The sequence below is a fragment of the Modestobacter excelsi genome (assembly GCF_005930495.1).
Lineage (GTDB): Bacteria > Actinomycetota > Actinomycetes > Mycobacteriales > Geodermatophilaceae > Modestobacter > Modestobacter excelsi.
Window position 1 is genome coordinate 1 of sequence record NZ_SJEX01000057.1, and the last position, 23,113, is coordinate 23,113.

The 23,113-nt window shown below is 75.9% G+C and carries 25 protein-coding genes; 18 read left to right on the plus strand and 7 right to left on the minus strand.

Going from position 1 to position 23,113, the window contains the following annotated elements; all coding sequences use genetic code 11:
* The 11 genes from FHL80_RS17255 to hflX form a co-directional block, all read left to right on the plus strand.
* A partial coding sequence (locus FHL80_RS17255) for a vWA domain-containing protein (protein ID WP_216870817.1) occupies positions 1–872 on the plus strand: 872 nt, incomplete at its 5' end.
* Between the two features lie 76 nt (positions 873–948).
* Positions 949–1,563, plus strand: coding sequence for a cob(I)yrinic acid a,c-diamide adenosyltransferase (cobO, locus tag FHL80_RS17260; protein ID WP_138734613.1), 615 nt, complete (start codon positions 949–951; stop codon positions 1,561–1,563).
* A gap of 55 nt (positions 1,564–1,618) precedes the next feature.
* On the plus strand, positions 1,619–3,007 hold the full coding sequence (locus FHL80_RS17265) for a cobyrinic acid a,c-diamide synthase CobB (RefSeq protein WP_246078754.1): 1,389 nt from the start codon (positions 1,619–1,621) through the stop codon (positions 3,005–3,007).
* Positions 2,994–3,713, plus strand: coding sequence for an energy-coupling factor ABC transporter permease (locus FHL80_RS17270; protein ID WP_138734614.1), 720 nt, complete (start codon positions 2,994–2,996; stop codon positions 3,711–3,713). The genes FHL80_RS17265 and FHL80_RS17270 overlap by 14 nt, the downstream gene beginning before the upstream one ends.
* Positions 3,710–4,027, plus strand: a complete 318-nt coding sequence (locus FHL80_RS17275; RefSeq protein ID WP_138734615.1) for an energy-coupling factor ABC transporter substrate-binding protein — start codon at positions 3,710–3,712, stop codon at positions 4,025–4,027. The genes FHL80_RS17270 and FHL80_RS17275 overlap by 4 nt, the downstream gene beginning before the upstream one ends.
* Positions 4,024–4,761, plus strand: a complete 738-nt coding sequence (gene cbiQ / locus FHL80_RS17280) for a cobalt ECF transporter T component CbiQ (RefSeq protein ID WP_138734616.1) — start codon at positions 4,024–4,026, stop codon at positions 4,759–4,761. The genes FHL80_RS17275 and cbiQ overlap by 4 nt, the downstream gene beginning before the upstream one ends.
* Positions 4,762–4,834: 73 nt before the next feature.
* On the plus strand, positions 4,835–5,680 hold the full coding sequence (locus FHL80_RS17285; RefSeq protein ID WP_138734617.1) for an energy-coupling factor ABC transporter ATP-binding protein: 846 nt from the start codon (positions 4,835–4,837) through the stop codon (positions 5,678–5,680).
* On the plus strand, positions 5,680–7,056 hold the full coding sequence (gene cobC / locus FHL80_RS17290; protein ID WP_138734618.1) for an Rv2231c family histidinol phosphate aminotransferase CobC: 1,377 nt from the start codon (positions 5,680–5,682) through the stop codon (positions 7,054–7,056). The genes FHL80_RS17285 and cobC overlap by 1 nt, the downstream gene beginning before the upstream one ends.
* Positions 7,053–8,129 (plus strand): nicotinate-nucleotide--dimethylbenzimidazole phosphoribosyltransferase, encoded by a 1,077-nt coding sequence (gene cobT / locus FHL80_RS17295; RefSeq protein ID WP_138734619.1) that lies wholly within the window; start codon positions 7,053–7,055, stop codon positions 8,127–8,129. The genes cobC and cobT overlap by 4 nt, the downstream gene beginning before the upstream one ends.
* On the plus strand, positions 8,126–9,355 hold the full coding sequence (gene cobA, locus FHL80_RS17300) for a uroporphyrinogen-III C-methyltransferase (protein ID WP_138734620.1): 1,230 nt from the start codon (positions 8,126–8,128) through the stop codon (positions 9,353–9,355). Before cobT ends, cobA begins: the two co-directional genes overlap by 4 nt.
* Positions 9,356–9,497: 142 nt before the next feature.
* Positions 9,498–10,661 carry a GTPase HflX gene (gene hflX / locus FHL80_RS17305; protein WP_138734621.1) on the plus strand — a complete coding sequence of 388 codons (1,164 nt, stop codon included), beginning with the start codon at positions 9,498–9,500 and terminating at the stop codon, positions 10,659–10,661.
* Positions 10,662–10,847: 186 nt separating this feature from the next.
* On the opposite strand, the gene FHL80_RS17310 is transcribed toward hflX, so the two are convergent.
* A complete protein-coding gene (locus FHL80_RS17310) occupies positions 10,848–11,819 on the minus strand; it encodes an EamA family transporter (protein ID WP_216870818.1) in 972 nt (323 codons plus the stop codon).
* A gap of 75 nt (positions 11,820–11,894) precedes the next feature.
* On the opposite strand from FHL80_RS17310, the gene FHL80_RS17315 reads away from it, so the two are divergent.
* The gene (locus tag FHL80_RS17315; protein ID WP_138734623.1) at positions 11,895–12,434 is read left to right on the plus strand and encodes a CGNR zinc finger domain-containing protein; all 540 of its coding nucleotides are present in this window, start codon (positions 11,895–11,897) and stop codon (positions 12,432–12,434) included.
* A gap of 7 nt (positions 12,435–12,441) precedes the next feature.
* On the opposite strand, the gene FHL80_RS17320 is transcribed toward FHL80_RS17315, so the two are convergent.
* Positions 12,442–13,173 (minus strand): (2Fe-2S)-binding protein, encoded by a 732-nt coding sequence (locus FHL80_RS17320; protein ID WP_138734624.1) that lies wholly within the window; start codon positions 13,171–13,173, stop codon positions 12,442–12,444.
* A gap of 128 nt (positions 13,174–13,301) precedes the next feature.
* Between FHL80_RS17320 and acs the strand changes: the two genes are divergently transcribed.
* The 4 genes from acs to FHL80_RS17340 all read left to right on the plus strand — a co-directional run bounded on the left by acs (position 13,302) and on the right by FHL80_RS17340 (position 17,749).
* Positions 13,302–15,266, plus strand: coding sequence for an acetate--CoA ligase (acs, locus tag FHL80_RS17325; RefSeq protein ID WP_138734625.1), 1,965 nt, complete (start codon positions 13,302–13,304; stop codon positions 15,264–15,266).
* A 228-nt stretch (positions 15,267–15,494) separates the two neighbouring features.
* Positions 15,495–16,193 carry a helix-turn-helix domain-containing protein gene (locus FHL80_RS17330; RefSeq protein ID WP_138734626.1) on the plus strand — a complete coding sequence of 233 codons (699 nt, stop codon included), beginning with the start codon at positions 15,495–15,497 and terminating at the stop codon, positions 16,191–16,193.
* Positions 16,194–16,308: 115 nt separating this feature from the next.
* Positions 16,309–16,812: a phage holin family protein gene (locus FHL80_RS17335; protein WP_138734627.1), complete on the plus strand. Its 504-nt coding sequence runs from the start codon at positions 16,309–16,311 to the stop codon at positions 16,810–16,812.
* 7 nt (positions 16,813–16,819) lie between these two features.
* Complete coding sequence (locus FHL80_RS17340) at positions 16,820–17,749, plus strand: alpha/beta fold hydrolase (protein WP_138734628.1); 930 nt, start codon at positions 16,820–16,822, stop codon at positions 17,747–17,749.
* Positions 17,750–17,839: 90 nt separating this feature from the next.
* Here the strand turns inward: FHL80_RS17340 and FHL80_RS17345 are convergent, their stop codons facing one another.
* Genes FHL80_RS17345 through nth form a run of 5 tightly spaced genes read right to left on the minus strand, consistent with a single transcriptional unit; the run spans position 17,840 to position 21,624 of the window.
* Positions 17,840–19,021: a MarP family serine protease gene (locus tag FHL80_RS17345; RefSeq protein ID WP_138734629.1), complete on the minus strand. Its 1,182-nt coding sequence runs from the start codon at positions 19,019–19,021 to the stop codon at positions 17,840–17,842.
* The gene (locus tag FHL80_RS17350) at positions 19,021–19,485 is read right to left on the minus strand and encodes a cupredoxin domain-containing protein (protein ID WP_246078755.1); all 465 of its coding nucleotides are present in this window, start codon (positions 19,483–19,485) and stop codon (positions 19,021–19,023) included. Before FHL80_RS17350 ends, FHL80_RS17345 begins: the two co-directional genes overlap by 1 nt.
* A 20-nt stretch (positions 19,486–19,505) precedes the next feature.
* Positions 19,506–20,273, minus strand: coding sequence for an NUDIX hydrolase (locus FHL80_RS17355; protein ID WP_138734631.1), 768 nt, complete (start codon positions 20,271–20,273; stop codon positions 19,506–19,508).
* Entirely contained in the window at positions 20,270–20,860 is a 591-nt protein-coding gene (locus FHL80_RS17360; protein ID WP_138734632.1) for a TlpA family protein disulfide reductase, read from the minus strand. Before FHL80_RS17360 ends, FHL80_RS17355 begins: the two co-directional genes overlap by 4 nt.
* Positions 20,857–21,624 carry an endonuclease III gene (gene nth / locus FHL80_RS17365; protein WP_439331099.1) on the minus strand — a complete coding sequence of 256 codons (768 nt, stop codon included), beginning with the start codon at positions 21,622–21,624 and terminating at the stop codon, positions 20,857–20,859. The genes FHL80_RS17360 and nth overlap by 4 nt, the downstream gene beginning before the upstream one ends.
* 282 nt (positions 21,625–21,906) lie before the next feature.
* On the opposite strand from nth, the gene FHL80_RS17370 reads away from it, so the two are divergent.
* Entirely contained in the window at positions 21,907–22,191 is a 285-nt protein-coding gene (locus FHL80_RS17370; protein WP_138734633.1) for a hypothetical protein, read from the plus strand.
* A 161-nt stretch (positions 22,192–22,352) separates the two neighbouring features.
* Complete coding sequence (locus tag FHL80_RS17375; protein WP_014738666.1) at positions 22,353–23,027, plus strand: Crp/Fnr family transcriptional regulator; 675 nt, start codon at positions 22,353–22,355, stop codon at positions 23,025–23,027.
* Positions 23,028–23,113 lie beyond the last annotated feature (86 nt).

The following is a 23,113-nucleotide window of genomic DNA, read 5'->3' on the forward strand; positions in this document are numbered from 1 at the left end:
GCGGCGAGGGGGGCGGGCACACCGAGGCCGCGCCCGCGCCGGAGAAGGCGGCCGTGGCCCCGGACTCACCGTTCCGCGTGCAGCGCCTCGAGGTCCCCGGCCTCGGCGCGGGCGCGGCCGGACGCCGGTCCCGGGCGCGCAGCGAGCGTGGCCGGGTGGTCGGCTCGCGTCGTCCCGAGGGTCCGGTCACCCGGCTGCACCTGGTCGACACCGTGCTCGCGGCGGCACCGCACCAGCGGGCCCGGGGCCGCAGCGGTGCCGGGCTGCGCGTCCGGCGGGAAGACCTGCGCCAGGCCTCACTGGAGGGCCGCGAGGGCAACCTGGTGCTCTTCGTCGTCGACGCCAGCGGCTCGATGGGCGCCCGCTCCCGGATGGCCGCGGTCAAGGGCGCCGTCCTGTCCCTGCTGATGGACGCCTACCAGCGCCGGGACAAGGTCGGGCTGATCACCTTCCGCGGCGGCGAGGCCGAGCTGGCGCTGCCGCCGACCTGGTCGGTGGAGGCGGCCGCGGCCCGGCTCACCGGCCTGCCCACCGGCGGCCGGACGCCGCTGGCCGCGGGGCTGCTGCGCGCCCACGAGACGCTGCGGCTGGAGCGGGTCCGCGATCCGCAGCGGCGGCCGCTGCTCGTCGTCGTCACTGACGGCCGGGCGACCGGCGCGCGCGGCGGCGACCACCTGGGCGACGCCCGGCGCGCGGCCGGCCTGCTGGCGGCCGGCGGGGTCGCCAGCGTCGTCGTCGACTGCGAGTCCGGGCCGGTGCGGCTGGGCCTGGCGGCGTCCCTGGGTCTCCAGCTCGGCGGCCGGACGCTGCGGCTGGAGGAACTGGGCGCCGAGGCGCTGTCGGACGTCGTCCGCAGGTCGAGGGCCGCATAGTGAGCGAGCTGGCGAGCTCACCGGTGAGCGGAGCGCCCAGCGGCAGCTGGCCGACGAGCGCCAGCGAGGAGGACTGATGCCGCAGGGACAGGTCACCGCCGTCCCGGCCGACGGGCTCACCACCCGCCAGCGCCGCAACCGCCCGCTGCTCGCCGTGCACACCGGGGAGATGAAGGGCAAGTCCACCGCCGCGTTCGGGATGGCGATGCGGGCCTGGAACCAGGGCTGGTCGGTCGCGGTCTACCAGTTCGTCAAGAGCGCCAAGTGGAAGGTCGGCGAGGAGAACGCGCTGACCGCCCTCGGCCGGCTGCACGCCGAGACCGGCGAGGGCGGCCCGGTCGTCTGGCACAAGATGGGCTCGGGCTGGTCGTGGTCGCGCAAGCACGGCGAGGAGACCGACCACGCCGCCGACGCCGCCGAGGGCTGGGCGCAGATCAAGCGCGACCTCGCCGCCGAGGCGCACCGCTTCTACGTGCTCGACGAGTTCACCTACCCGCTGACGTGGGGCTGGGTCGACGTCGAGGACGTCGTGGCGACCCTCACCGGCCGGCCGGGCAACCAGCACGTGGTCATCACCGGCCGCGACGCCCACCCCCGGCTCGTCGAGGCCGCCGACCTGGTCGTGGAGATGACCAAGGTCAAGCACCCGATGGACGCCGGCCAGAAGGGCCAGCGGGGGATCGAGTGGTGACCCCCCGCCGCCCCGACCGCCAAAGGCGCGCCTTTGGCGACGTCTGGGGGGCGGCGTGAGCGTCCACCGGATGCCGCGGGTCGTCGTCGCCGCGCCGTCGTCCAACGCCGGCAAGACCTCGATCACCACCGGGCTGATCGCCGCGCTGACCGCCCGGGGCCTGGCGGTCAGCCCGCACAAGGTCGGCCCGGACTACATCGACCCCGGCTACCACGGTCTCGCCGCCGGCCGCCCCGGCCGCAACCTGGACCCGTGGCTGGTCGGCGACGACCGGATCACCCCGCTGTTCCTGCACGGGTCCCGCGGTGCCGACGTCGCGGTCGTCGAGGGCGTGATGGGCCTGTTCGACGGTGCCGCGCACGCCAGCGTCGAGCCCGGCTACGGCTCCACCGCCCAGCTCGCCACGCACCTGCAGGCCCCGGTGGTGCTGGTCGTCGACGCCGCCTCGCAGGCCCGCAGCGTCGCCGCGCTGGTGCACGGGTTCGCCACGTTCGACCCCTCGGTGCGGATCGGCGGCGTCGTCCTCAACCGGGTCGGCACCCACCGGCACGAGGCCATCCTCCGCGAGGCGCTGGGTGCGGCCGGGGTGCCGGTGCTCGGCGCGGTCCGCCGGATCGAGGACCTGCGCACCCCCTCGCGGCACCTGGGGCTGGTGCCGGCCGCCGAGCGGTCGGCCGAGGCGCTGCGCACGGTGCGCGCGCTGGGGGCGGTCGTCGAGGCGAGCGTCGACCTGGACGCCGTCCTCCGGCTGGCCCGCACCGCTCCGGACCTGACCGGCGACCCGTGGGACCCGGCCGCCGAGGTGACCCCGGTGGCCGGCCGTCCGGTCATCGCCGTCGCCGGCGGCCCCGCCTTCACCTTCGGCTACGCCGAGACCGCCGAGCTGCTCGGCGCCGCGGGCGCCGAGGTGGTGACCGTCGACCCGCTGCGCGACTCCGCCCTGCCGGCGGGCACCACGGCGCTGGTGGTCGGCGGCGGGTTCCCGGAGGTGCACGCCGGCGCGCTGAGCGCGAACGTCGGCCTGCGGACGGCGATCGCCGACCTCGCCGCCCGCGGCGGGCCGATCGCCGCGGAGTGCGCCGGGCTGCTCTACCTGTCGCAGGAGCTGGACGGCGAGCCGATGTGCGGCGTGCTGCCGACGACGACCGCGATGCACCCGCGGCTGACCCTGGGCTACCGGTCGGCGGTGGCGCTCACCGACAGCGCGCTCGCCGCGGCGGGCACCCGGGTCCGCGGCCACGAGTTCCACCGCACCACCGCCTCCCCGGCGGCCGGTGCGACCCCGGCCTGGCAGTGGAACGCCGACGGCCCCGAGGGCTTCGTCACCGGCAACGTGCACGCCTCGTACCTGCACCTGAACTGGGCCGGGTCCCCCATGATGGCCTCGCGTCTCGTGTCCGCAGCCGCGCGCGCCCGCCCGGAGGTGCTGAGTGCACATCGCTGAGGGGTTCCTCCCGCCCGCGCACGCCGTCGGCTGGACCATCGCCGCCGCCCCGTTCGTCGTCCACGGCGCCCGGGCGGTGGTCAAGGAGGTCCGGGAGAACCCGGAGTCGACGCTGCTGCTGGGCGCGGCGGGGGCGTTCACGTTCGTGCTGAGCGCGATCAAGCTGCCCTCGGTCACCGGCAGCTCCAGCCACCCGACCGGCACCGGGCTCGGCGCCGTCCTCTTCCGGCCACCGGTGATGGCGCTGCTGGGCACCGTCGTCCTGCTCTTCCAGGCCCTGCTGCTGGCCCACGGCGGGCTGACCACGCTCGGCGCGAACGCGTTCTCCATGGCGGTCGTCGGGCCCTGGGCCGGCTACGGCGCGTACTCCCTCACCCGCCGGCTCGGCGGCGGCCTGCTGGGCGGGGTGTTCGCCGGGATGGCGGTCGCCGACCTGGCCACCTACGCAACGACGGCGTTGCAGCTGGCCTGGGCGCACCCGGACGCGGAGAGCGGCTTCCTCGGGGCGGCGGTCAAGTTCCTCGGCGTCTTCGCGGTCACCCAGGTCCCGCTGGCCATCGGCGAGGGGCTGCTCGGCGTCCTGCTGTTCCGGGTGCTCACCGTCAACGCCCGGCCCGAGCTCGAGCGCCTCGGCGTCCTCACCCCCTCACCCGACGACGACGCTCCCGCGGTCTCGCGCGACAAGGCCCCGGAGGGGGACCGGTGAGACGGCGGCACCTGGGAACGGCGCTGCTGGTGCTCGCCGTCGTCGCGTTGTTCGCGCTGCCGCTGCTCATCGACGGCGGCAGCGACTACACCGGCACCGACAGCCAGGCCACCGAGCTGATCGCGGAGTCCGACCCGGGCTACACGCCGTGGTTCTCCTCGGTGTTCTCCCCCGGGTCCGCCGAGGTCGAGTCCGGGCTGTTCGCACTCCAGGCGGCCCTCGGCGGCGGCGTCCTCGGCTACGTGCTCGGCCGGCTGCGCGGCCGACGCAGCGCCGAGAAGGCCGCGGACACGGAGGAGGCCGGCGGCCCGTGAGCGGACTCGCGATCGACGACGCCGCCTGGGCCAGCGCCTGGCGCCCCCGCTCCCCCGGGGACAAGGTGCTCATCAGCCTCGGCCTGGTGCTCAGCGCGCTGCTGCTGCCGGTGTGGCCGGGGAGCGTGCTGGTCGGGCTGGCCGCGGTCGGGCTGGCGGTCGGCCCGGCCCGGGTGCCGGCCCGCACCTTCGGCCGCGCGGTGCGGGCGCCGCTGGCGTTCATCGCGATCGGCGCGCTGACCACGGTCGTCGAGGTCGGCGGGAACGGGGTCGGCTGGGCGCCGGACGCCGCGGCCCGGGCCGGGTCCCTGGTCGGGCACGCGCTGGCCGGCAGCGCCGCCGTGCTGCTGCTGGCGACCACGACGCCGCTGTCGGACCTGCTCCCGGCGTTGCAGCGGCTGCGGGTCCCCGCCGCCGTCATCGAGGTCGCCTCGGTGACCTACCGGATGCTGTTCGTGCTGCTCACCAGCCTGCGCACCATCCGCGAGGCGCAGACCGCCCGGATGGGCTACACCAGCGTCCGCGGCTCCTACCGCTCCTCGGGGGCGCTGGCCGCCGCCGTGCTCACCCGCTCCTGGGACCGCGCCCGGCGGCTGCAGGACGGGTTGGCCGGCCGGGGTCTGGAGACCGGGCTGCGGGTGCTGCCGGAGACGCTGCCCGCCTCCCGCCGCTTCGAGGCCGCCAGTGTGCTCGGCCTCGCCACGCTGGCCGCCGTCAGCCTGGTCGTCGCATGAGCGAGCTCGCGAGCTCGTCGATGAGCACAGCGCCCTGCGGCTCACCGCCGACGAGCGCCAGCGCGGAGGCGCTGTGAGCCACCAGACCCTGGCCGCCGCCGGGCTGGTGGTCGGCTACGAGCGGTCGCGGCCGGTGCTGGACGGCGCGACGCTCACCGTTCCCCCGGGTCGGCGGCTGGCGGTGCTCGGCGCCAACGGCTCGGGCAAGACCACGCTGCTGCGCTGCCTGTCCGGCGCCCTCGCCCCGGCGCACGGCCGGGTGACCCTGGACGGCGCGGAGCTGCGGCACACCCGCGCGGGCCTGCGCGCCCACCGGCAGGCGGTGCAGCTGGTGCTGCAGGACCCCGACGACCAGCTGTTCAGCGCCTCGGTCGCGCAGGACGTCTCGTTCGGGCCGGTCAACCTCGAGCTGACCGACGCCGAGGTGCGCGTCCGCGTCGCGGAGGCCCTGGACCTGCTCTCCGTCGCGCACCTGGCCGGCCGGCCCACCCACCAGCTCTCCTACGGCGAGCGCAAGCGGGTGGCGATCGCCGGCGCGGTCGCGATGCGCCCGTGCGTGCTGCTGCTCGACGAGCCGACCGCCGGGCTCGACCCCACCGCGGTCGGTGAGGCGCTCGCCGCGCTGAGCCGGCTGCAGGAGGCCGACTCCACCGTCGTGATGAGCACCCACGACGTCGACCTGGCGCTGCGCTGGGCCGACGAGGTCGCCGTCGTGGTCGACGGCGGGGTCGTGCAGGGCCGCCCGGACGTCGTCCTCGGCGACGACGCGCTGCTGGCCCGCGCGCGGCTGGACCGGCCCTGGGCGCTCAGCGTGGGCGCCCGGCTGCAGGCCCTCGGGCTGCTGCCGGACGGCGCCCTCCCCCGCGACGCCGACGCCCTGGTCGCCGCCCTGCCCGACCACCCGGGCGTCCGGACGTGATGACCGTCGGGGTCGGCGCGGCCACCGGGGTGACCGTCGAGGAGGTGCTCGCCGCCGTCGACGCGGTGCTGCCCGCGGGCCGGGGGCCGGTGCGGCTGGCCACCCTGGACGCCCGCAGCACCGAGCCCGGGCTGCGCGAGGCCGCCGCCCGCCGCGGCTGGCCGCTGACCGGGCACCCGGCGGGTGCGCTGGCCACCGTGCCGGTCCCGACGCCCTCGGCGCGGGTGGCCGCCGCCGTCGGCACCCCGTCGGTGGCCGAGGCCGCCGCGCTGCTCGACGGCGGGCAGCTCGTCGTCGGCAAGACCGTGCACGGCCGGGTCACGGTGGCGGTGGCGGTGGCCGACATCGACCTCCGGCACCACGGGGACGTCGAGGCGACCCCCGGCCTGGTCGACCTCGCCGTGAACGTCCGGGCCGGCACCCCGCCGGACTGGCTGCGCGCGGTCCTGCACGAGGCCGTCGACGCGAGCGCCGGCTACCCCGACGCGCGGGCGGCCCGGACCGCCGTCGCCGCCGCGTGCGGGCGGGCCGAGGCCGAGGTGCTGCTGACCGCAGGCGCGGCGGAGACGTTCACCCTGCTGGCCCGCGCGCTGCAGCCCCGCCGGGCGGTCGTCGTCCACCCGTCGTTCACCGAGCCGGAGGCCGCGCTGCGCGCCGCCGGGCACCCGGTGGAGCGACACCTGCTGGCACCTCCCGGGTACCGGCTGGGCGAGGTCCCGGAGGACGCCGACCTGGTGGTGCTCGGCAACCCCACCAACCCGACGTCGGTGCTGCACCCCGCCCAGACGGTCGCGGCGCTGGCCCGGCCGGGCCGGGTGCTCGTCGTCGACGAGGCCTTCGCCGACACCGTGCCCGGCGAGCCCGCGTCGCTGGCCGGGCGCGCCGACCTCCCGGGCCTGCTGGTGGTGCGCAGCCTGACCAAGACGTGGGGGCTGGCCGGGCTGCGGGTCGGCTACGCGCTGGGCCCGGCCGACCTGGTCGCCGCGCTGGCCGCCCAGCAGCCGCACTGGCCGGTCTCCACCCCCGCGCTGGCGGCGCTGCGCGCCTGCACCACCCCGGCCGCGCTGGCCGAGGCGGCGGCGGTCGCGCACGAGCTCACCGCGCACCGCGCCGCCCTGCTGGCCGCGTTGCCGCCGGCCGTCGAGGTCGTCGGGGTGCCGCGCTCGTCCTTCGTCCTGCTCCGCGTCCCGGACGGAGCGCAGGTGCGCGAGCGGCTCCGCGACCGGGGCTGGGCGGTGCGCCGCGGGGACACCTTCCCCGGCCTGACCGGGGACCACCTGCGGGTCGCCGTGCGGGACCCGGACACCTCCCGTGCGTTCGGCGCCGTGCTGGCTGAGATCCTTGCCGCGACCACCACCTCGAAGGAGACCCGTTGAGCCACTTCGCCGGCACGTTGCTGGGCGAGACGATCGCTGCCGTCCGTCCCCGCGACGCCGGGGCGGAGCGGGCCGCCCGGCAGCGGCTGGACCGGATGACCAAGCCACCGGGCTCGCTCGGCGTGCTCGAGGACGTGGCCGCCCAGCTGGCCGGGACCGCCGGTGCGTGCCCCGCGCCGCTGCCCACCCCCGCAGCCGTCGCCGTCTTCGCCGGTGACCACGGGGTGCACGCCCAGGGGGTCACGCCGTGGCCGCAGGAGGTGACCGCCCAGATGGTGGCCAACCTCGCCGCCGGCGGTGCGGTGGTCAACGCCTTCGCCGCCGGCCTCGGCGCGGACGTCGTCGTCGTCGACGTCGGGGTGGCTTCCCCGGTCGGCCCGGCCGCGGGGCTGCTGGACCGCAACGTCCGCCGCGGCACCGCCGACCTGGCCACCGGCCCGGCGATGACGCTCGACGAGGCCCGCCGTGCCGTCGAGGTCGGCATCGAGGTGGCCACCGGGCTCGCCGCCGACCACGGCTGCCTGGTCACCGGTGACATGGGGATCACCAACACCACCGCCTCGGCCGCCCTGGTGTGCGCCTTCACCGGCGCGAGCCCGGCCGCCGCCACCGGGCGCGGCACCGGCGTCGACGACCCCACCCTCGCGCGCAAGGTCGCCGTCGTCACCCGCGCGGTGGCCCGGGTGCCGGCCCCGCCGACGACCCCCGAGCAGGCGCTGGCCGCGCTGGCGGAGGTCGGCGGGCTCGAGCACGCCGCGCTGGCCGGCTTCCTGCTCGGTGCCGCCGCGGCCAGAGTGCCGGTGCTGCTGGACGGCGTCATCGCCGGCTCGGCCGCACTCGTCGCCGCCGCGTTGTGCCCGACGGCGCTGGAGCACGCGCTGGCCGGGCACACCTCCGCCGAGCCGGGCGCCGCCCTGGCACTGCGCGCGCTGGGGCTGCGCCCGCTGCTCGGGCTGGACCTGCGGCTGGGCGAGGGCACCGGCGCGCTGCTGGCCTTCCCGCTGGTCGCCAGCGCGGCCCGGGCGCTGCGCGACGTCGCCACCTTCGACTCGGCAGGCGTCACCGAGAAGTGAGCTCCCCGACCGATCCCGCCACCGTCTACCCGGTCGGCCTGCGGCTCGCCGGGCGCCGCGTGGTCGTCGTCGGCGGCGGCCAGGTCGCCCACCGGCGCGTGGCCGGCCTGCTCGAGGCCGACGCCCTGGTGACCGTGGTGAGCCCCGAGCTGACCCCCGCGCTGGAGGCGCTCGTCGCCCCCGGGTCGGTGACCTGGCACCCGCGGCGGTACGTGGCCGGGGACCTGGCGGGCGCCTGGTACGCCGTCGCCGCCACCGACGACCCGGCGGTCAACGCCGCCATCGCCGCCGAGGCCGAGCGTGACCGGGTGTTCTGCGCCCGCGCCGACGACCGGTCGACCTCGACGGTGTGGACGCCCGCCGTCGGCCGCCAGGGCGACCTGGTCGTCGGCGTGCACGGCGGCGGCGACCCGCAGCGCGCCGTCGGCGTCCGCGACGCGGTGCTCACCGGGCTCACCGACGGCTCGATCGCCGACCGGGCCTCCCGCGCGCCGTCGGTCGCCGTCGGCAGCGTGGTGCTGGTCGGCGGCGGGCCGGGCGACCCCGGGCTGGTCACCGTCCGCGGCCGGCAGGCCGTCGCGGGTGCCGACGTCGTCCTGGCCGACCACCTCGCGCCGCAGGGGCTGCTCGCCACGCTGCCGCCCGAGGTCGAGGTCATCGACGCCTCCAAGCTCCCGCGCGGGCGGGCGATGGCGCAGGAGCAGATCAACACCCTGCTCATCGACCGGGCGCGGCGGGGCAAGCGGGTGGTCCGGCTCAAGGGCGGGGACCCCTTCGTGTTCGGCCGCGGCTACGAGGAGCTGGAGGCGTGCGCCGCCGCCGGCATCCCGGTGGAGGTCGTCCCCGGGGTGACCAGCGCGATCGGCGTGCCGGGGCTGGCCGGCATCCCGGTCACCCACCGCGGCATGACCCACGAGTTCGTCGTCGTCTCCGGGCACGTCCCGCCCGGGCACCCGGCGTCGCTGGTCGACTGGGTGGCGCTGGGCCGGCTCCGGGGCACCGTCGTGGTGCTGATGGGCGTCGACACCGCGCCGGCGATCAGCGCCGCACTGGTCGAGCACGGCCGGGACCCGCGGACCCCGGTGGCCGTCGTCAGCGACGGGGCCACCCCGGCTCAGCGCACGTTCCGCACGACGCTGGCCGGGCTGGCGGAGACCATCACCGCGGAGCAGGTCCGCCCACCGGCGGTCTGGGTCGTCGGCGACGTGGTGTCCCTCGGCGGCTGAGCTCGTCCGACCGAGGTCCTCCGGTCGTGCTCCTCCGGTGGCAGGACCGCAGCGTCACGGCGAGGCTGGGCAGACCGGACGCCGTCCCGACGGCACAGCGACGAGCAGAGTCGGCCCCCGGTCGCACACGAAGGGCCTCCCCATGCCTGGTCCCTGGCTGGTCCGTTCCGGCGGCACCGACCTGCTGTCCGCCGGCGACCCCGCAGCGGCGCACGACGACGAGCCCCGCGCCGTCCTGCTCGGGCTGGATGCGTCCGACGAGACCGCCGGCGGGCTGGACGAGCTCGAGCGGCTGGCCGAGACCGACGGGGTGACCGTGGTCGGCCGGCTGACCCAGACCCGCGGCAAGCCAGACCCGGCGACGTACCTCGGCTCGGGCAAGGTCACCGAGCTGGCCGGCCTGGTGCGCGAGCGCCGCGCCGGCATGGTGATCGCCGACGGCGAGCTGAGCCCCGCGCAGGTCCGGAACCTCGAGGAGCGGCTCGGTGCGCGGGTCGTCGACCGGACGGCGCTGATCCTGGACATCTTCGGTCAGCACGCACGCAGCAGCGAGGGCCGGGCGCAGGTGGAGCTGGCCCAGCTGGCCTACCAGCTGCCCCGCCTGCGCGGCCAGGGCACCGGGCTGTCCCGGGTCGGCGGTGGCCGGGTCGCCGGCGGCGCCGGGATCGGCGTCCGCGGGCCCGGCGAGCAGCGGCTGGAGACGGAACGACGGCACCTGCGGCGGCGGATGGCGCTGCTGCGGCGGCAGGTGGCCGAGACCGGCCGGCGCCGCGAGCGGACCCGCTCCCGGCGTCGGCGCAACCAGGTGCCCTCGGTGGCGCTCACCGGCTACACCAACGCCGGGAAGTCCGCGCTGCTGAACCGGCTCACCGGCGCCGATGTCCTCGTCCAGGACGCGCTGTTCGCCACCCTCGACCCGACGGTCCGCCGGACCCGCTCCCCCGGCGGCCGGGAGTACACGCTCACCGACACAGTCGGGTTCGTCCGGCACCTGCCGCACCAGCTGGTCGACGCGTTCCGCTCGACCCTGGAGGAGGTCGTGGACGCCGACCTGGTGCTGCACGTGGTCGACGCGTCGGCGCCCGATGCCATGGCCCAGGTGACCACGGTGCGCGGCGTGCTGTACGAGATCGGCGCCCGGGACCACACCGAGCTGCTCGCGCTCAACAAGGTCGACGTCGCCCCGCCGGAGTGGATCGCGGCGCTGTGCTCGGCCTACCCCGACGCGGTGGCCGTCTCCGCGCTCACCGGGGAGGGCACCGAGGAGTTGCGAGCCGCGGTCGAGCGGGCACTGCCACCCGGCTGAACGTCACCGGTCCAGACCGACGAGCAGACACGGTGGTGCCGGGCGAGCAGGTCCCCGGTGAGCCGGTGATCCTGCCGGCGCGCGCCGGCCTCGAGGGCACGTTCGTCACGGCCGACGGCGGCGCGGCCGGCGACCGCGTCCGGGCCTGACCCGGGTGGGAACGGGGCCGGCCGGCCCCGTTCCGGCTCACCGGGCCGTCGCGTCGTCCGCCGTCGGCACCGGGTCGACGTCCACGGCCGGCTCGGCGGGTGGCCGCTCACCCAGCCGGACCAGCACGATCCCGGCCAGGACGACGACGCCGCCGACGAGCTGGACGGCTCCCGGCTGCTGCCCCAGCGCCAGCCACGCGGCCGCCACCGCGAACAGCACCTCGCTGAGCCCGACGAACGAGCTCAACCGCGAGCCCAGCCGCCGGACGGCGGCGATCCCGGTGGCGTAGGCGAACGCCGCCGCGAGCAGCGACAGGCCGAGGACCGGCACCAGCCAGCTGGTCGACCGGCCGGCGAACACGACCTCGGAGGCCGTCGTCCGCCACGGGACGGCGCCGACCAGCGCGGCCGCGCCCAGCAGGAGCGCGCCCACGGCCAGCCCCAGCCAGGCGTTGACCAGCGGCGGCAGGGCGTCCTCGGTCCGGGCCGAGAGGAGGAAGTAGGCGGCCAGCCCCAGCGCGGCCACCAGCCCCCACAGGACACCGATCGGGTCGATCCGCGCTCCGTTCACGACGTCGAGCACGAGCACCAGCCCACCCAGGGCGACGACCACCCCGGCGCCGGTGACCGCGCTGGGCCGCTGGCCGAGCCGCGCCCAGGTCCACAGCACGACCAGCAGGACGGCCGAGTACTCCAGCAGCAGCGCCACGCCGACCGAGAGGCGGGAGACGGCGTTGAAGTAGGCGAGCTGGGGCAGTGCGACCGCGAGCGCGCCGAAGGCCAGGACGGCACCGAGGTTGGCCCGCACCAGCCCCCACCGCCCGCGCAGCTGGACGACGGCCGGGGCGGTCAGCGCGAGCGCCGCGACGCCCATCCGCACGATGACCGCGGCCCCGGCGCTCCAGCCGGCGTCCAGCAGGCCGGTGGCGAAGACCCCGGCCGTGCCGAAGGCCGCGGCGGAGACCACCGCGAGCAGCAGCCCGACGAGTCCGGTCCGGCGGTCGAGCACGGCAGCCACCTCCTCTGTCAGGAGTGAACGGACGTACGCTCCTGACAGCGGGACGCTAGCAGAGTCAGGAGTCACATGCTGTTTGCCCATGACACCGAGGTGGCGCTGGTCGCTGCGGCCGCACTGGTGAGCACCGCGGCGGACGGCGCGGACGGGTTGTCCGACCCGGCGGCCTTGGCGGCCTTCCTGGACACCTGGGAGTTCACCGGCAGCCGGGCCGGCGACGAGGCGGAACTGGCCGAGGTGCACCAGCTGCGCGCGGTGCTGGCCGGGATCTGGGACGCCGACGAGGACGCCGTGGTCGCCGTGGTGAACCGGCTGCTCCGCGACGGGCACGCACTGCCGCAACTCGTCCGGCACGACGACTGGGGCTACCACGTGCACGCCACCGGACCGACCGCGTCGGTGGCCGACCGGATGGGCGTGGAGGCGGCGATGGCCCTGGCCGACGTCGTCCGCGCCGGCGCCCTCGACCGGCTGCGCCGCTGCGCGGCGCACGGCTGCGACCACGCGCTGGTCGACCTCACCCGGAACGCCAGCCGCCGGTTCTGCGACAGCAGCTGCGCCAACCGGGAGCACGTGGCCGCCTACCGGGCCCGCCGCGCCGCCGGCTGACCCGGGCTCAGCCCATCCGCTCGGCGGTGTCCTCCAGCAGCACCTGCCGCGTCGCCGGGTCCCGGTGCGGGCAGGACGTGCACATCGCCTCGTGCGGCACCCGGTAGAGCAGGCAGCACGACGCCCGCCGGGTGAACCGCACCCCCCGGACGTCGACGTACCGCGGCGGTGGCAGCGGGCCACCGACCGCCGCCGCCAGCGGTCCGGCCAGCGCGGTCGCCGCCGGCACGTCCCCGACCGCGCGGCCGACGGCGAGCAGCCGGTTGGCCAGCGAGTCGGTGGCGATCGCCCACAGCGGCCGCTCCCGCATCCCGCCGGCCTCGGCCACCGCGGCGACGACCGCGCCGAGCGTCGTCCGCAGGTCCTCGACCAGGTGGGTGGCGCTGCGGCCGGTGGTGGTCGCCGCGATCGGCACGTGGCCGGCGAGCGTGTGCACCGTGGTGTCGGCGAGCCGTGCGGAGAGCCCGACCCCGGTCACCAGACCGGCCAGCACCGGACCGAGCAGCACGCTGGACACCGAGTACCACCAGACGGTGGCCTGCACCCGGCGGTCGTCGGTGCGCTGCCGCGCGGCGCGGGCGGTGAGCACCGCCAGGGTCCAGGCCGGGTCGGCCAGCAGCACGCCCGGCACGACGTCGGCCGACGGCGGCGCGACCAGCCCGAGCGCGGCCGCGCCGGGCACGCGCGCGGCGACCAGCGCCTGGGCCGCGTCGTCCGCCTGGGCCGCGTCGTCGGTCACCCGACCAGTCTGCCCAACCGCCGGACTCCCGTCGCGCACCGACCTGACGGCGAGGTGACCGGGGTCATAGGTTGTCCCCGAGAGACGGCGCCGTGAGCGGAGGCGGCGCCCCGATCCGGAGGTGCGGCATGAGCGAGACGACCGAGGCCCACGGCCTGACCAACCCCGAGGGCGGGTTCCCGCCGCCGGAGGCGCTCGCCGCCGCCGCGAACGTCGGACCGGATGTGTACGAACGTGCCACCGCCGACCGGGTGGGCTTCTGGGAGGAGGCCGCCCGGCGGCTGGACTGGGCGCAGCCCTGGGACCAGGCCCTGGACTGGAGCAACCCGCCCTTCGCGAAGTGGTTCGTCGGCGGGAAGCTCAACGTCGCGGTGAACTGCGTGGACCGGCACGTCGACGCCGGCCACGGTGACCAGGTCGCCTACCACTGGGTCGGTGAGCCCGGCGACACCCGCACCCTCACGTACGCCCAGCTCAAGGACGAGGTCTGCAAGGCGGCCAACGCCCTCGTCGAGCTCGGTGTCCAGGCCGGGGACCGGGTCGCGATCTACCTGCCGATGATCCCCGAGGCCGTCGTCGCGATGCTGGCCTGCGCCCGGATCGGCGCCGTCCACATGGTCGTCTTCGGCGGGTTCTCCCCCGACGCGCTGGCCAGCCGGATCACCGACGCCGACGCGAAGGTCGTCATCACCGCCGACGGCGGGTACCGGCGCGGGGCGCCGAGCGCGCTGAAGCCGAACGTGGACGAGGCGATGAGCAAGACCGAGGGCGTGCGCAGCGTGCTGGTGGTCCGGCGCACCGAGCAGGACGTCGAGTGGACCGAGGGCCGCGACGTCTGGTGGCACGACCTCGTCGAGCGCCAGTCGGCCGAGCACGAGGCCGAGGCCTTCGACGCCGAGCACCCGCTGTACATCATGTACACCTCGGGCACGACGGCGAAGCCCAAGGGCATCCTGCACACCACCGGCGGCTACCTGACGCAGGTCAGCTACAGCCACTGGGCGGTCTTCGACATCAAGCCCGACACCGACGTCTTCTGGACGGCGGCCGACGTCGGCTGGGTCACCGGCCACAGCTACATCGTCTACGGGCCGCTCTGCAACCGGACCACCTCGGTGATGTACGAGGGGACGCCGGAGACCCCGCACCGCGGCCGCTGGTGGGAGATCATCCAGGAGTACGGGGTCACGGTCCTGTACACCGCGCCCACCACGATCCGCACCTTCATGAAGTGGGGCGAGGACGTCCCGGCCGGGTTCGACCTCTCCTCGCTGCGGCTGCTCGGGTCGGTCGGTGAGCCGATCAACCCCGAGGCGTGGCTCTGGTACCACGAGCACATCGGCGGCGGCCGATGCCCGATCATGGACACCTGGTGGCAGACCGAGACCGGGGCGCACATGATCACCCCGCTGCCCGGCGTCACCACCCTCAAGCCCGGCTCGGCCCAGCGCCCGCTGCCCGGCATCGCGGCCAGCGTGGTCGACGAGGAGGGCAAGCCGATCGAGCCGGGCGCCACCGGTTACCTGGTGCTCACCGAGCCGTGGCCGGCGATGCTGCGCACCATCTGGGGCGACGACGCGCGGTACGAGGACACCTACTGGAGCCGGTACGGGCAGAGCGTCTACTTCGCCGGTGACGGCGCCAAGCTCGACGAGGACGGCGACATCTGGCTGCTGGGCCGGGTCGACGACGTCATGAACGTCTCCGGGCACCGCATCTCCACCACCGAGGTGGAGTCCGCGCTGGTCAGCCACCCGACGGTCGCCGAGGCGGCCGTCGTCGGGGCCACCGACCCGACGACCGGTCAGGGCATCGTGGCGTTCGTGATCCTCCGCGGGGACGCCGTCGACTCCGGTGAAGACCTCGTCAAGACGCTGCGCCAGCACGTGCGCAAGGAGATCGGCCCGATCGCCAGCCCCCGGCAGATCATGGTCGTCGCGGAGCTGCCCAAGACCCGCTCGGGCAAGATCATGCGCCGGCTGCTCCGGGACGTGGCGGAGAACCGGGACCTCGGCGACGTCAGCACGCTCACCGACTCCTCGGTGATGGAGCTGATCAGCTCGAAGCTGCCCACCTCCGCCAGCGAGGACTGAAGAGGCAGCCCTTCCCCCGCACCGCTCGCAGGCTCGCGGCGGGCCCCTGCAAGGGACCTGACCGCTCCCCACCTGACCACAGGACGCTTGTGCTCTGCTCACGACGGTGAGCAGAGCACAAGCGTGCGCAGGTGTGCCCTCGAGCGACGGACTTCCCCTGCCGCGGCCTGTCCACAGGACCGTGCGACGTGCCCCCGGACCCTCACGGAGGGCGGCATCCTCGGGCGGGTGGACGACGAGGCCGCGGCCAGGAGACGACTCGGCGGCCTCGTCCGGCGGATCCGCCGGAGCGCCGACCTGTCCCAGCGCGAGCTGGCCCGTGCCCTCGGCGTGAGCACGGGAGCCGTCGCCCAGGCGGAGAGCGGCGCGCGGGACCTGCCGGCGACGGTGCTGACCCGTGCTGCCGAGCTGGCCGGGCTGCGGTTCGTGCTGGTGGACGCTGCGGGCGCGGAGGTCCCGGCCATGGACGACGCCGCCGTCCGGGACCGCGGCGGCCGGCGCTTCCCGGCCCACCTCGACCCGCGGCACGGGGACGTGGGCTGGTGGCACGGTCCTGAGCGCTACAGCCGGGAGCGCCCTCAGTTCACGTTCGACCGCGACCGACGGGAGCGGGATGGTCTCCGGGCGGCGGTCGGCGTCCCGGCGGACCACCACGTGCCCCGCCCCGGGGACTCCCTGGAGGAGCGGGCGCGGCTTCGGGCCGAGGCGGCTGAGGCGGCGTGGCGCGCCCGCTGGCGGGAGGGCCTTGCGCAGCACCGGCTGCGGCTGCAGGAACGGCTCCGGCTCGGCCTGCCCCTCTTCTCGGACCCGACGTGCGCCTGCCCGCCGGCCTGCGACGACCTGCTCTTCGCCGACGGGCCCCTGACGGCACGGCAGCGGGCGGTCCCGCACGTCGAGAACTGCCCCTGCCTGTGCGACCTCGCCTGAGGACCCGGGTCACCCGGCACCCTCCCGGTGACCCGGACCGGCGGGCGTGGCGATCATGCGGCACGATCACCCGAGGAACGCGCCGATCCGGGCGCCGATCAGGGAGGAGCCACCCGTGGCCCACAGTGTCTCGACGACCCCGCTGACGGGCCGGTCTGCGGGCCCCGCCGAGCCCTCGGTGGGCACGCTCGCCAAGAGCGCCATGGCCGACATGTCCACGCTGATCCGCTCGGAGATCGAGCTGGCGAAGACCGAGGTGACCGTCTCGGCCAAGCGCGGCGGGATCGGCGCGGCTGCCTTCGCCGCCGCCGGGGTGATGCTGGCGTTCGCCGCGATCTTCTTCTTCATCGCGCTCGCCGAGTTCATCACCTGGCTGGGCCTGACGCGGTGGATCTCCTACCTCATCGTCTTCGCCCTCCTGGTCCTCATCGCCGCGGTCGCCGGGCTCATCGGCTACCGGCAGGTGAAGAAGATCAAGAAGCCGGAGAAGACCCTCGAGACGCTGTCGGACCTGCCCGACCTGGCCCGCCGCGAGGCCCCCGGCCAGCGGCAGCACGACCTGCCCGTCGTCCGCAACGGCCAGGTCGTCCGCCAGGACCCGCACGCCCGCCTGCGCTGATCCCTGCATGATCGAACCCCAGGACGGGCAGCCGGACGCCACCAGCGTCCTGCTGCCCGGCCCCTGGGCGCACCGGGACGTCTCGGCCAACGGGGTGCGGCTGCACGCCGCCGAGGCCGGTGACGGGCCGCTGGTCCTGCTGCTGCACGGCTTCCCGCAGTTCTGGTGGACCTGGCGCCACCAGCTGGTCGGCCTGGCGGCGGCCGGGTTGCGCGTGGTCGCCCCGGACCTGCGCGGCTACGGCGCGAGCGACAAGCCCCCGCGCGGCTACGACCTGCCCACCGCCGCCGCCGACGCCGCCGCGGTGATCCGCGCGCTGGGCGAGACCGACGCGGTCGTCGTGGGCGCGGACTGGGGCGGGCTGGTGGGCTGGACCATGGCCGCGCTGCACCCGCGCAGCGTCCGCCGGCTGGTCGTCGTCGGCGCCGCGCACCCCCGGCGGTTGCGTACCTCCGTCGCCGACGCCCGCCAGCGGCGCGCGCTGGCCTACGCGCTGCACTACCAGCTCCCCCGGCTCCCCGAGCGACGGCTCACCCGGGCCGACGACGACCCGGTGGCCGACCTCATGCGCCGCTGGGCAGGTCCCGACTGGGTGCAGACCGGGGACTTCGCCGAGGCGGTGGCGCGCTACCGGGCGGCCTCCCGGATCCCGCAGGCCGCCTACGGCGCGATGGAGTACTACCGCTGGGCCGGCCGCTCCCAGCTGCGGCCCGACGGGCTGCGCTTCGCCCGCCGGATGGCCGCACCGGTCACCGCGCCCACATTGCAGCTGCACGGCGCCCTGGACCCCTACGTGCTGCCCGGCACCGCCCTCGGCTCCGACCGGTACGTCGCCGGGGCCTACGAGTGGCGCGAGCTGACCCGCGTCGGCCACTTCCCCCAGGAGGAGAGCCCCGCCGAGGTCACCGCCGCCATCGCCGCCTGGGCACGCCCCTAGCCGCAGGCCGGCATGCCGACGCGCCCGGCCGCGGCCCCGCTGCAGGGGCCCGCCGTGAGCTTGCGAGCGGTGGGGGGCAGCGGGGTCCTTCTATTCGCAGGGCCCGGTGTCGACGGCGGCGACGGCGGCGGTCCCGGAGGTCGCGGCGTCGGCGACCTCCGCCGCGGTGAGCGCGTAGCCGGTGTCCGGGTCGTCGATCGCGGAGGCGAAGACGACGCCGAGCACCGTGCCGTCGGTGGCCAGCAGCGGGCCGCCGGAGTTGCCTGCCCGCACCTGGCCGAACAGGGCGTAGACGTCACGCTGCACGGTGCGGGTGGAGCGGAAGTCCGGTCCGCTGATCTCGCCGCGGTCCCGGACCCGCGCCGGCCCCACGTACAGGCCGCCGCCGCCGGGGTAGCCCATCACGATCGCGTCCGCGCCGGTGTCCACCGGGCTCGGGGTGAAGCGCAGCGGCACCTCCGGCAGTCCCGGCACGGCGAGGACGGCGATGTCGGTCTCCTCGTCGACGTACACCGGCGTCGCGTCGTAGGCCTCGCCCTCGGCGGTGACCTGCGGGTCGGTGACCCCGGCGAGCACGTGGGCGTTGGTCATCACCCGCTGGTCGGCGAAGACGAAGCCGGAGCCGTCGATCTGCCGGGAGCAGGACGCCGCGATCCCCCGGATCTGCACCACCGAGCCCTGCACGCTGCCGACGACGGGACTGTTCAGCAGCGCCTGGTCCGGCGCGGGGACGTCCCGCGCCTCGGTCGGGGTGAGCGGGTCGAGCACGTCGGGCAGGCCCTGCCGGTCGATCGCCGTCCGCAGCGAGTCGTAGAGCGAGCGGACCTGCGGCGGCACGGCGTGGTCCACGACCTGGACCAGCGCCGACTGCCGCACCTGCCCGGCCACGCCGGGGAACGGCGAGCTGGCCAGCGGGGTGGCCACCATCCACGCCACCAGCAGGACGGCGGCCGCCGACACGACCGCCCCGGCCACGGCGTCGACCATCTTCGCCGGCTCCCAGGTGACCCGGGTGCGCACCGCGCGGCCGATCACCCCGGCCAGCAGCTGACCCAGCAGGGCGCCGGCCAGCACCACGACCAGGGCGACGAAGACCCGGGTGACCGAGGAGTCGGCCACGTCGTCGGCGAGCGGCCCGGACAGCTGGGCCCCGAGCACCGCGCCGCCGAAGAAGCCGACGAAGGAGGCCGCGGAGACGATCAGCCCCTGCCGGAAGCCGGACAGCGCGAAGACCAGTGCGAGGACGATCAGAGCCAGGTCGACGAGGGACATCACCCGCTCACCGTCATGGTGCCCACCTGCCCGAGCGCGGCGTGGAAGCTGCACTCGAAGGGGTAGTCGCCCGGCGCGCTGACGGTGAACTCGATGGTCTTGCCCTCCCCCGGCGCGAGCACCGGGATCTTCTCGGTGATCGGCGCGGGCCCGGTGCCCGCGGTGAACATGAAGTTGTGGGTCAGCTGGTCGGCGGTGTTCCGCACGGTCAGCCGGACCTGGCCGGGTGCGACGGTGAAGGTGTCCGGGGTGAAGACGTAGTCGTCGCCGGTCTCCAGGGTGATCTCCTGGAACCCGTCCGCCGCGGTGCTCACCGACCCGACGTCGCCGCCGGCCGTGCGGGTGGCCTCGGGCAGGGTGGGCTCGGAGTTGCCGCACCCGCTGAGGGTGACCAGGACGACCAGCAGCAGCCCGGCCAGCAGCCCGCCGAGCGGGGCCGGCCGGCCGCGTCCGTGTGCGCGCACAGCGCGGGACCGAGCCGGGCTCATGGTCCGGGGACGGTACGCGGCGAACCTGGCCGGCCGGCGTCCTCGGCCACCGTCGGCGCGGCGCGGTCGGCGACGTCAGAGTCCACCGGCTCCTCCTCGGAGTCGGCAGGTGCTGCCGCCGCCAGGCCGCTGAGCGGCCGCACGTCGCCGGCATCCCACGGCAGGCTCAGCCCCGCGGCCTGCAGGACGGCGTCCAGCAGCCCGGCGGTGAAGCCCCAGACGACCATGCCGGCGACCCCGAACGCCGGCCCGACGTACCCGGCGGGGTGCCGCACCCGGAACCGGTTCGCCGGGTCCACCAGCTCGGCCAGCGGCACCCGGGCGACCTTCGCCACCTCGTGGGGGTCGGCGGTCGCGATCTCGCGCGGGTCGTCCCACCAGCCGACCACCGGGACGACGACGTTGTCCGACGGCCCGAGGAACAGCGCCGGCAGCGTCGTCAGCACCCGCACGCTCGCCGGGTCGACGCCGACCTCCTCCTGCGCCTCGCGCAGCGCGGTGCCGACCGGGTAGTCCTCCCCCGGGTCGGCACCGCCGCCGGGGAACGCAGGCTGCCCGGCGTGGCTGCGCAGGTGCGCAGACTTCTCGATGAGCAGCACGTCGGGGCCGGCGCGGCCGTGCCCGAAGAGGATGAGGACGGCGGAGCGGCGGGCGGTGGAGGAGGGCTCGCCGTGCCGGTGCCACAGCGGCAGCTCGCCGGCGTGCTCGACCAGCCGCTGCACGTGCTCGGGCAGCCCGGCGAGCTCGTCGGCGGGGAGCGTCACAGCTGCACGCCCAGGTGGTCGGCGACCAGCTGCTCGAACTCCGCCAACGAGTGCACCTGACCGACCTGCACGTAGGCGATGGAGCCGTCGGCGGCGAGGAAGACGGTGTGCGGCAGGGTGTTGACCCCGATCGCGGCCATCACCTCCCCCTCCCCGTCGAACGCGCTCGGGAAGCTCACCGCGGCGTCCTGCGCGAACGACGCCGTCTGCGTGGCGCCGTCCAGGCTGGCCACCCCGAGCACCCGCAGCTGCTCCCCGCCCGCGTCGGCCAGCTGCTGCACCAGCGGCAGCTCCTCCCGGCAGGGCCCGCACCAGCTGGCCCAGAGGTTCACCACGGTGGGCACACCGGGGGCGCGGCTGAGGTCGAGGGTGCCACCGCCGAAGCAGTCGAAGACCGTGGCGGGCAGGTCGCTGTCGGCCGCCGGCTGGTCGGGCTGCTCGGGGCAGGGCTGCATGTCGGTGTCGAGGGAGTCCAGGTCGCTGCTCGCCGGCGTCGGCGCGGGCTCCTCCGAGTCCGCCGACGTGCAGCCGGCCAGCAGCCCGAGCAGCAGGAGGAGGGCACCGGCGGCGCGGAGGGCGCGGCTCACTCGGTGTCCGAGGCGGCGGGGGTCTTGACCAGCTTCTCGGCGACCTCGGGGTCCAGCGGTCCGATGCCGTACGAGGGGCACCAGGCCGCCAGCCCGCACGCCCCGCACGCGGGCTTCTTCGCGTGGCACACCCGCCGGCCGTGGAAGATCACGCGGTGGGAGAACATCGTCCACTCCTTCTTCGGGACGATCGCCGCGATCTCGGTCTCGACCTTGACCGGGTCCTCCTCCGCCGTCCAGCCGAAGCGGCGCACCAGCCGGCCGAAGTGCGTGTCGACGGTGAGCCCGGGGACGCCGAAGGCGTTGCCCAGCACCACGTTGGCGGTCTTGCGGCCGACGCCGGGGAGGGTGACGAGGTCGACCAGCCGGCCGGGCACCTCCCCGTCGAACCGCTCGACCAGCGCCTGGCCGAGGCCGATCACCGAGTTGGCCTTCGCGCGGAAGAAGCCGGTCGGCGTGAGGACCTCCTCCAGCTCCGCCCGGTCGGCGCCGGCGTACGCGGCGGCGTCCGGGTAGCGGGCGAACAGCGTCGGGGTGACCTTGTTGACCGTCCGGTCCGTGGTCTGCGCGGACAGGACGGTGGCGACGAGCAGTTCGAGCGGGGTGGTGAAGTCCAGCTCGCAGTGCGCGTCCGGGTGGATGGCCGCGAGCTCCCGGGCCATCCGCCGGGCCCGCCGGGTGCGCCCCAGCGGGCTCTCCTCCGGGTCGAACGGCGAGACGCCCAGCCGTGCTGCGCGACCCGGCCTACACGCGGCCCGCCCCACCCCGGCGGCCGCGTGTAGGCCGGGAGGGCATCGGGTGCGGTGGCGGGCCGGGACACGCGTGTGAGGGTAGGCGTCGGCTCGCCCAGGCTCTGCCGCACGTACGCGGACAGGCCCTGCCGCACGTACGCTGACCAGGCCCTGCCGCACCGACGCTGCCGGGCACCGACCGTCATACTCGACGACGGTGCGCGGCCGACCGGGCCCCGTGCCGCCAACCGACCGGACGACCGACGTCGTCCTCACCTGGGCACCCTGCCCGCAGACGTCGCCGAGGAGGTGCACGTGGTCGCCCTCATCGTCATCCTGTTCCCGCCGTTGCTCATCGCCTTCCTGCTCGTCATGGAGCGTGTCGAGGAGCCGTTGCGCCGTCCCACCACGCAGCGCGAGGTCGAGGACTTCCTGGGCACCGCCACCGAGGCCGAGGTCGGCACGCTGGCCAACTCCGGCATCCGCCGGGCGATGTCCCGCTGGCGTGCCCGGCGCCGCGGACGCGGCCGCCGGGTGCCCGACCCGGTGCTCACCGACCGGGTCACCGAGCCCAGCGAGCCGGCCCAGCACGCCGACTGAGCGCATGCACACCGGGCCGCTCACCGGGAGGGGTGACCCCCTGGAGCCACTCAGAGTGGGCAGCCCGGTGACGGAGTGCACTGGTGAGGTCAGCCACAAGCCCTAGACTTACCTGGACGCGGGTCGCCATCGCACCCGTGAGGACGTTGCGAGAGGTGCACGTGGACGAGGTCCTTGCCCAGTCCGGTCTCTTCCAGGGACTGTCGGAAGAGGCTGCCGAGCCGGTGGCCAGCTCGCTGGAGACGGTCACGCTGCCCCGGGGCCGCGTCGTCTTCAACGAGGGCGAGTCGGGCGACAGCCTGTACGTCGTCCTCTCCGGCAAGATCAAGCTGTCCCGGCGCGCGCCCGACGGGCGCGAGAACGTGCTGGCCGTGATGGGCCCGTCGGACCAGTTCGGCGAGCTGTCGGTCTTCGACCCCGGCCCGCGGACGGCGACCGCCACCGCCGTCACCGACGTCCGGCTGGCCAAGATGCCGAACAACATGCTGCGGCCGTGGATCACGGCCCACCCGGAGATCGGCGAGCAGCTGCTGCGGGTGCTGGCCCGCCGGCTGCGGCGCACGAACGACTCCGTGGCCGACCTGATCTTCACCGACGTCCCCGGCCGGGTGGCCAAGGCGCTGCTGCAGATGGCCGACCGCTTCGGCAGCCGGGAGAGCGACGGCCTGCGGGTCAAGCACGACCTGACGCAGGAGGAGCTGGCCCAGCTGGTCGGCGCCTCCCGCGAGACGGTGAACAAGGCGCTGGCCGACTTCGTGCACCGCGGCTGGATCCAGCTGCAGGGCAAGTCCGTCGTCGTCCTCGACGAGGACCGCCTCCGCCGCCGCGCGCGGTGAGAGAGCACTGACCGCGAGAGGCCCGGAACCGACAGGTCCCGGGCCTCTCGCGTTGTACGGGTACGGACCCGAGCGCAGCGAGGGTG

Coding starts and splice junctions, on each gene's coding strand:
- acs (WP_138734625.1), top strand. CDS start 13,302: ATGAGCGAGACGACCGAGGCCCACGGCCTGACCAACCCCGAGGGCGGG.
- FHL80_RS17345 (WP_138734629.1), bottom strand. CDS start 19,021: ATGTCCCTCGTCGACCTGGCTCTGATCGTCCTCGCACTGGTCTTCGCG.
- cobC (WP_138734618.1), top strand. CDS start 5,680: ATGACCGTCGGGGTCGGCGCGGCCACCGGGGTGACCGTCGAGGAGGTG.
- FHL80_RS17340 (WP_138734628.1), top strand. CDS start 16,820: ATGATCGAACCCCAGGACGGGCAGCCGGACGCCACCAGCGTCCTGCTG.
- FHL80_RS17315 (WP_138734623.1), top strand. CDS start 11,895: ATGCTGTTTGCCCATGACACCGAGGTGGCGCTGGTCGCTGCGGCCGCA.
- cobO (WP_138734613.1), top strand. CDS start 949: ATGCCGCAGGGACAGGTCACCGCCGTCCCGGCCGACGGGCTCACCACC.
- hflX (WP_138734621.1), top strand. CDS start 9,498: ATGCCTGGTCCCTGGCTGGTCCGTTCCGGCGGCACCGACCTGCTGTCC.